Source organism: Trinickia sp. (genome assembly GCF_051961175.1).
Classification (GTDB): domain Bacteria; phylum Pseudomonadota; class Gammaproteobacteria; order Burkholderiales; family Burkholderiaceae; genus Trinickia.
In genome coordinates this window covers 1-6,668 of sequence record NZ_JBQCDN010000199.1, presented here as the reverse complement: position 1 = coordinate 6,668, position 6,668 = coordinate 1, and the positions used below count along the sequence as shown (strand labels likewise).

Here is a 6,668-nt window from a genome sequence, read left to right as displayed (position 1 = left end):
TTCAGCGGGAATATCCGTCGTAGTCATCGAGTCATGCTCTCCGAGGGCACGCATGCTGTCGCACGCCGCCCCGCCCAAGCACATCCACGCGTACCGACAACGCGCGCTGACTTCAGGAGAGCATGATGGATCACGATGACGACTACGATGACCGCGCGGGGACGAACCGCCGCCGTTTTCTGAAATGCATGGCGTGGGCCGGCGCCGGGACACTCTGGACTATGCACGCCGGCGTCCTGCAAGCCCGCACTATTGGCGGCGAAGACAATCCCGCCGACGCAGCGGCCGCCCTGAAAGATGCCACCTTCAGCTTCGTGCAGATCAGCGATTCGCACATCGGCTTTACGAAAGCGCCGAACCCGGATGTCACGAGCACGCTCAAAGCCGCGCTCGCGCGAATCGATGCGCAACGCGTGCAGCCCGACTTCGTCATCCACACGGGCGACCTCACGCATCTATCGCGACCCGACGAATTCGATACCGTCGATCAACTCGTGCGCGGCTCTGGCACGCGCCGTACATTTTTCGTACCGGGCGAGCATGACGTCATCGGCGATAACGGCCGCGCGTTCTTCGAGCGCTTCGGCGAAAAGCAAACCGAGGGCGGCTGGTACAGCTTCGATCATCGCGGCGTGCATTTCGTCGCACTCGTGAACGTGCTCGATCTGAAAGCAGGCGGCCTCGGCTGGCTCGGCCCCAACCAGCTCGCCTGGCTGAAGCAGGATCTGGCCGCGCGTACCTCGGAAACGCCGATCGTCGTGTTCGCGCATATGCCGCTGTGGTCGCTCTATCCCGCCTGGGGCTGGGGCACCGACGACGCGGGCGAAGCGCTCTCGATGCTGCGCCGCTTCGGCTCGGTCACCGTTCTGAATGGCCACATCCATCAAATTCAGCAAAAGGTCGAAGGCAATGTCACCTTCTATACGGCGCGCTCGACCGCCTATCCGCAGCCCGCACCGGGTGTGGGCCCAGGGCCGGGGCCGCTCAAGGAGGTGCCGCCCGGCCAACTCGCCAGCTATCTCGGCGTGCGTGAAGTGCGCCATGTGCAAGCAGGCCGCACGCTCGCGCTGACCGATGAGGCGCTGTCATGAAAACGTTCGAAACGTTCGTTCTCCCCCGCCGCGCACGCTTGCATGCATGGCTCGTCGCGCCCGTGGCCGTCTTCGCCGCGCTGTGCCTGGCCAATCCGACCGTCGCTGCACCGGCCGAAACCGGCGATTCAGCCGCCAGCGGCAATGCCGGCCCCACCTATCGCATCGAGATCCACGACTTCGCGTTCTCGCCCAAAGAGCTCACGGTACCCATTGGCACCCGCATTGTCTGGACCAACCGCGACGACGAACCCCATACCATCGTCAGCGCGGCCGGCGCGTTCAAACCGTCGCACGCGCTCGATACGGACGATTCGTATTCCGCCGTCCTCGACAAACCCGGGACCTATGCGTACTTTTGCGGCATCCATCCGATGATGGTCGGCAAGATCACCGTCAGATGAAACCCGCCTGCCCAGCCGCCGCCACGGCGATACCCGCAGGCGCTCGCGCGAACCGAACGGTAAGGACGGCAGTTCATTGGTGCGTCGAGCCGCCTCCCTCCGAGCCGACGGCCGACGCAATGAACCCGTACCGGAATAAACTCGGCACATCTCCGGTATTGCAGCGGTCAACCCAGGAGGCGCCCCCGGTGGCCGAAACCGACAAACGCGACACACCCGCGAGTCCCGCGCCGAACGACCGCGTCGCACCCGATGAGCCCGCCGCCCGGGGCGTAGGCCACGACGCCGAGCGTAGCCGCCGCTTTCAGCAGCTCGCGCTGCCGCATCTCGATGCGGCATACAACCTCGCGCGCTGGCTCAGCGGCAATGCCGGCGATGCGGACGATGTCGTCCAGGAGGCGTTTATCCGCGCGTTCCGGTTCTTCGATACGTTCCGCGGCGAAAACGCGCGGCCGTGGCTGCTCGCGATCGTGCGGCGCACCTGGTACACCGAATGGCGGCGACGCGCAAACTCGCTGGAAGTCGCGCCGTTCGACGAGGCGTTCGACGAAACCAGCGCGTTCGAGGAGACGTGTGCCGCTTATGCCGATCCGCAGACGCTGCTCCTGCAAGGCGAGCACGCGCGGCTCGTGCACGAGGCATTGCAACGGCTGCCGGTCGAGTTTCGCGAGGTGTTGATCCTGCGAGAACTCGAAGACATGAGCTATCGCGACATCGCCGTCATCGCGGATTTGCCGGTCGGCACCGTCATGTCGCGGCTCGCACGCGGACGGCGCAAACTCGCCGCGCTGCTCGCGCCGCTACGCGATCAACAACGCGCCGGAATGGATACGATCGCCAAGGAGAGCCCTGATGGACTGCAATGAAGCTCGCCCGCTCCTGAGCGCCGCGATCGATCGGGAGCTCTCGGCCGCGGAGGCGTTGCGCGTGAAACAGCATCTGGCGACCTGCGCCGAGTGCTTGCGCGAAGCGCAAGCGCTGCAGGCCGTCAGCCAGATCACGCGTACCGCGGCGTATTTTCGTGCACCCGATGCATTGCGCGAGCGCATCCTCGCCACGCTGCCGGCCGTCGAATCAGCGACGGACGAAGAGGCAATCGCGGCGGCGCAGCCACCCGTACAAACGTACGCGCCGCTCAGCCGTCCCAGCCCGGCGCCCACCCGCGCTGCGCCCCTGCCCTCGCCGGGCGAAACGCAGGAAATGCAGGAAATGCAGGAAATGCACGAAACACGGGAGGGCCAGCAGACGGGCAAACCGCAGACGCCGCGAGATAAACCGCGTCGCCACAGCACGCTCGGCTGGGCTTGGGCCGCATGGCGCAAACCACGCGGCGTGCATCCCGGCATGAGCACAGGCACGTCCCACCGCCCCAGCGCCGCGCTGGGATGGACGATCGGTACCGCCGCTGTTGCACTGGCGGTCAGCGTTTCGCTCTTCGTCACACGTCCCGCGAATACAAACTCCGTGTTCGTCGATGAACTCGTGGCGAGCCATGTCCGCGCGCAACTGTCTGGACACGACATCGATGTCGTCTCGTCCGATCAACACACGGTCAAGCCCTGGTTCAACGGACGGCTCGACTATGCACCGCCCGTCGAGGACCTGGCCGACGAAGGTTTTGCGCTGACGGGCGGCCGCCTCGACTACCTCGGCCATCGTCGCGTCGGCGTGCTCGTCTACCGCTACCGCAAGCACATCATCGATGTCTACGTGATGCCGGAGACGGAGGCCGGTGCGCGCGGTGGCAGCCCCGCGCTGACAAGCGACGGCTACGCGCTCGCGAGCTGGAGCGAGCATGGAATGCGTTGGTGGGCCGTCAGCGACGCCGAACCGGCCGTGCTCGCGCGGCTGCGCACCGCACTGACAGCGCGTTTGAGCCGAGCACCGTCCGGCCCGCTGAAATGATGAGGCGGCGCAGGAAGGCGGGGAATGCCGGGAACGCGGGGAATGCGGTGCTACGACTGCCGCGAATACGAGGATGGGAAGCAGTCGTATTCGATATGGATCATTTCTTCGGCATGCTGCTCGCCTGAGGCGACGAAGCAAGCGACGTCGCAATGCGGTCCGCCAATCGTCCGAGGATGCGGCTCAGCGCATCGGCAATCGCGGGCGAATCGGCGGATGCCATCGGCTCGGTCAACGAGACCTCCTGCGTCATGACGGCCGTGGCCGCCTCGCCGGCGGTCAGTGTCCAACTGCCCTCGAATGTCATCCGGCCGTCCGTATTGGCACGCAGATCGAGCACCGTGACGACGATGCCGCGCGAACCGGCCGGTGCCGGCGCATCGGGCACGATAAAGGAGCCGGACGGCAAGCGCGCCAGTAAATCCTGAGCGAGCGTGCGCCGGATCATGGGGGCGAGCGGCGCCCCCCAATGGTCGTTCTCGCGCACGGCAAGCCGATACGCCGCGTCCTGCGCGACGATCTCGGGCCGATCGAGCGTAGCCGGCACCCGCACGGCACCCAGCTGGACCGGCGCCATATTCGCCATGTTCGCCGTGGCAAGCGGTGCGCTCGGCGGCACGGCGTCGAGCGAAAAATAACGCGTGGGCGGACTATGGCCGCAGGCCGTCATCAGCAGGAGCGGCACCGTCAACGCCGCGGCGCAGAGGAGCCGCATCGTCGTTCGCGGGATCATTGGCTGGATCATTGGCCTTTTTCCCCCTTACCGCGCACGAGCGCCTCGGGATGGCGATCGAGGTAATCGGCGAAGGCTCGCACGGAACGCGCCATGTCCGTCAGCTCGCGCAAGGTTTCGGGTAGATCGTTCTGGCGCATCGGATCGCCGCCGATCGTGCGGTTGGCGGCCGCCACGGCACTGTCGGCCTCGCGCGCCGTCTGCCGCAGCTGCGTCACGAGCGGCCCGATCTGCGGCGACACCTGGTTCAACGTACGATCGACCTGCGCCACGGACCTATCCAGGTGGTCCAGGCTATCGGTGATCTGCGGCGACGACGACAAGGCCCGGATGCGCGCCGCGATGCGTCGGATGTCGTCGCCCGTCTGCTCGATCGGCAAGGCGTCGATCTTCGTCATGACGTGATCGGCCTTCGACATGATGTCGCCGGCTTTCGCCAAGAGGGTATCGACGTCCCCCGACGATGCGCTCGGGATATCGGTTTCGCCATTGCTCGCCACCAGTGTCGCGCTGGGCGCGCCCGGCACGAAATCGAGTTCGACGCCGTGCGCACCGACCAGCGGTGGATCTTGCGTAAGCCGGGCACGCAAACCGGCCGCGATCAGGCGCCTCAGCATATCGTCGACGACGGGACGCCATTGGCCATCGGCCGGCTTGGCGCCGCCGGGCAATCCGAGCTTGCTCGCGTCGAGCGCGATCTCGACAGGCGTATCGAGCGAGCCCGTGCGCGCGTCATAGTGGATACCGACATGCTCCACCTCGCCCACGCGGAACCCGCGCAGCCGCACGGCCGCCCCTTCGTTGAGCTGGCCCACCGCGCCGGGAAAACGAATCACATACTTCACCACCGCGGCGCTGAGTGCATACTCGCGATCGCTGCCGTAAAAACGCCGCGTCGATGCGCCGGGGCCCGGATCCATGACGATTTCGGGGCCGCCGATCAACGCCTTGGCGGAGGACGGATCGTCGAAATCGAACCGCGCGCCCTTGACCCAAAAACGCGTACCGGTGCGTAAGAAAGGCTTGGCACTGCGGTCGATCTCGACCTCGACATCGACATGCCGGCCGTCTTTGTTCAACGAGACGTCCCGGACTTCGCCCACCGTCACACCGCGCAGGGAAACCTCCGTATCGTCGGCTTTCATGCCGTAGGCATTGTCGAAGACGATCGTCACCGTTTCGCCCCCATGCACGAGCGCCCGAATGCCGAGCCAACCGGCGACACCGAGGGCCGCGATCGGCACGGCCCAAATCCACCCCGGCCAGCGTGTATGCCGCAGATCGGCCGCTTCGGTACGCTTGACGATGGGCTCGGTCATGCGCGCCTCGCTTGTGCCGCATCCCACATCAGGCGCGGATCGAACGCCCGCGACGCCGCCATCGTCAGAATGACGACGAGCGCGAATGCGGTGGCGCCATCGTATGGCAGCGCGTTGGCCAGCCCGTCGAAGCGAATCAACGGGATGAATGCGGCAATCGTAAAGACGTCCACGTTCGACCAGCGCCCGAGCTCGTCGATGAGCCGATAGGCAAACGTCTTCGCACGCAAGTGTCGATCCGAGCGGCGTAGCACCGAGGCAATGAACCAGGCCATCCCCGCCAGCTTGGCGAACGGAATCGCGATGCTCGTACAGAAAATCAGGATACCGAGCGGCCACAGGCCCACTTCGAACAGCTCGGCGACGCCATCGATAATGCGGTGCGTCACCGGGTGCCCAAGCTGAAACGAAATCGTCATGGGGTAAAGGTTTGCGGGGAAAGCCAAGACGAACGCGGCCGCGCTGAGGGCCGCGGCCCGCGAAATGGCATCGAGCTTGCGCGTGCGCAGCGTCAGCCCGCACCGGGGACATGGGCTTCCGACGCATTCGACCGGCGCGACGAGATCGCACGCCGTGCACGAGATCACGCGTTCGCCGGACACCACGTGGCGCTCGGGTGCGATCGCACGCCACACGGTGCGCCGATCGAGCGTCGCGCGCGTCAGCATCGACATGAATGCCGCGGCGATGAAGCAGTAGCCGCCGGCATCGATCGATCCGGTCAGTTGCTGCGTCACGCGCGTATAGCCAACGAAGCAGCCGATCAGGTAGACGTCGGGCATCGCCCAGGCATCGAGCCAAAGCGTCCAACGATAGCAGCGCCCCAGCCAGCGGGGGCGCCATGCGCACAGCACCGCCGCCAGTACAAGCGACAAGGCGGAAAAGCGCAAAAGCGGCAAGACGATCCCCGTCAGGCCCAATACGATGGCCAACAGCTCGAAATGCTCGCGCCACATCAACGCGATGCCCGAACTCAGCACCGCCGAGCGTTCGGCGCCGAGCATGTGCACCGTCATCAGCGGCGAGAGGTTGCCGGGCAGCAGCAGGACGAAAGTCGACAGCGAGCAGGCCAGCGCCGCACCGACCGAGCGGCCGCTCGCGCGCTCGAGCGGCTAGTGGCCGGTGTGGCCACGCGCGAGCGTACCGCCGGCCCACGCCGACGGATCTTCCAGCGCACCCCCATCGGGACACCCGAGCGTCATTCCGCCACCCCGCT

The 6,668-nt window shown here is 66.1% G+C and carries 7 protein-coding genes; 4 read left to right on the top strand and 3 right to left on the bottom strand.

Annotated elements, in window-relative coordinates; translation table 11 throughout:
- The first annotated feature begins 122 nt into the window (after positions 1-122).
- The 4 genes from ACTHL0_RS12050 (at position 123) to ACTHL0_RS12035 (ending at position 3,400) form a co-directional block, all read left to right on the top strand.
- A complete protein-coding gene (locus ACTHL0_RS12050) occupies positions 123-1,091 on the top strand; it encodes a metallophosphoesterase family protein (RefSeq protein WP_440566973.1) in 969 nt (322 codons plus the stop codon).
- A complete protein-coding gene (locus ACTHL0_RS12045; RefSeq protein WP_440566972.1) occupies positions 1,088-1,495 on the top strand; it encodes a cupredoxin domain-containing protein in 408 nt (135 codons plus the stop codon). Before ACTHL0_RS12050 ends, ACTHL0_RS12045 begins: the two co-directional genes overlap by 4 nt.
- A gap of 188 nt (positions 1,496-1,683) precedes the next feature.
- Complete coding sequence (locus tag ACTHL0_RS12040) at positions 1,684-2,361, top strand: RNA polymerase sigma factor (RefSeq protein ID WP_440566971.1); 678 nt, start codon at positions 1,684-1,686, stop codon at positions 2,359-2,361.
- On the top strand, positions 2,348-3,400 hold the full coding sequence (locus ACTHL0_RS12035; protein WP_440566970.1) for an anti-sigma factor family protein: 1,053 nt from the start codon (positions 2,348-2,350) through the stop codon (positions 3,398-3,400). Before ACTHL0_RS12040 ends, ACTHL0_RS12035 begins: the two co-directional genes overlap by 14 nt.
- Before the next feature lie 100 nt (positions 3,401-3,500).
- On the opposite strand, the gene ACTHL0_RS12030 is transcribed toward ACTHL0_RS12035, so the two are convergent.
- The 3 genes from ACTHL0_RS12030 to ACTHL0_RS12020 are packed head-to-tail and all read right to left on the bottom strand — an operon-like array spanning position 3,501 to position 6,468.
- Positions 3,501-4,133, bottom strand: a complete 633-nt coding sequence (locus ACTHL0_RS12030) for a PqiC family protein (protein WP_440566969.1) — start codon at positions 4,131-4,133, stop codon at positions 3,501-3,503.
- Positions 4,134-4,141: 8 nt separating this feature from the next.
- Positions 4,142-5,452, bottom strand: coding sequence for an MlaD family protein (locus tag ACTHL0_RS12025; RefSeq protein ID WP_440566968.1), 1,311 nt, complete (start codon positions 5,450-5,452; stop codon positions 4,142-4,144).
- Positions 5,449-6,468, bottom strand: coding sequence for a paraquat-inducible protein A (locus tag ACTHL0_RS12020; RefSeq protein WP_440566967.1), 1,020 nt, complete (start codon positions 6,466-6,468; stop codon positions 5,449-5,451). Before ACTHL0_RS12020 ends, ACTHL0_RS12025 begins: the two co-directional genes overlap by 4 nt.
- Between the last annotated feature and the right edge of the window lie 200 nt (positions 6,469-6,668).

Coding starts and splice junctions, on each gene's coding strand:
- ACTHL0_RS12050 (WP_440566973.1), top strand. CDS start 123: ATGATGGATCACGATGACGACTACGATGACCGCGCGGGGACGAACCGC.
- ACTHL0_RS12045 (WP_440566972.1), top strand. CDS start 1,088: ATGAAAACGTTCGAAACGTTCGTTCTCCCCCGCCGCGCACGCTTGCAT.
- ACTHL0_RS12035 (WP_440566970.1), top strand. CDS start 2,348: ATGGACTGCAATGAAGCTCGCCCGCTCCTGAGCGCCGCGATCGATCGG.
- ACTHL0_RS12030 (WP_440566969.1), bottom strand. CDS start 4,133: ATGATCCCGCGAACGACGATGCGGCTCCTCTGCGCCGCGGCGTTGACG.
- ACTHL0_RS12025 (WP_440566968.1), bottom strand. CDS start 5,452: ATGACCGAGCCCATCGTCAAGCGTACCGAAGCGGCCGATCTGCGGCAT.
- ACTHL0_RS12020 (WP_440566967.1), bottom strand. CDS start 6,468: ATGACGGTGCACATGCTCGGCGCCGAACGCTCGGCGGTGCTGAGTTCG.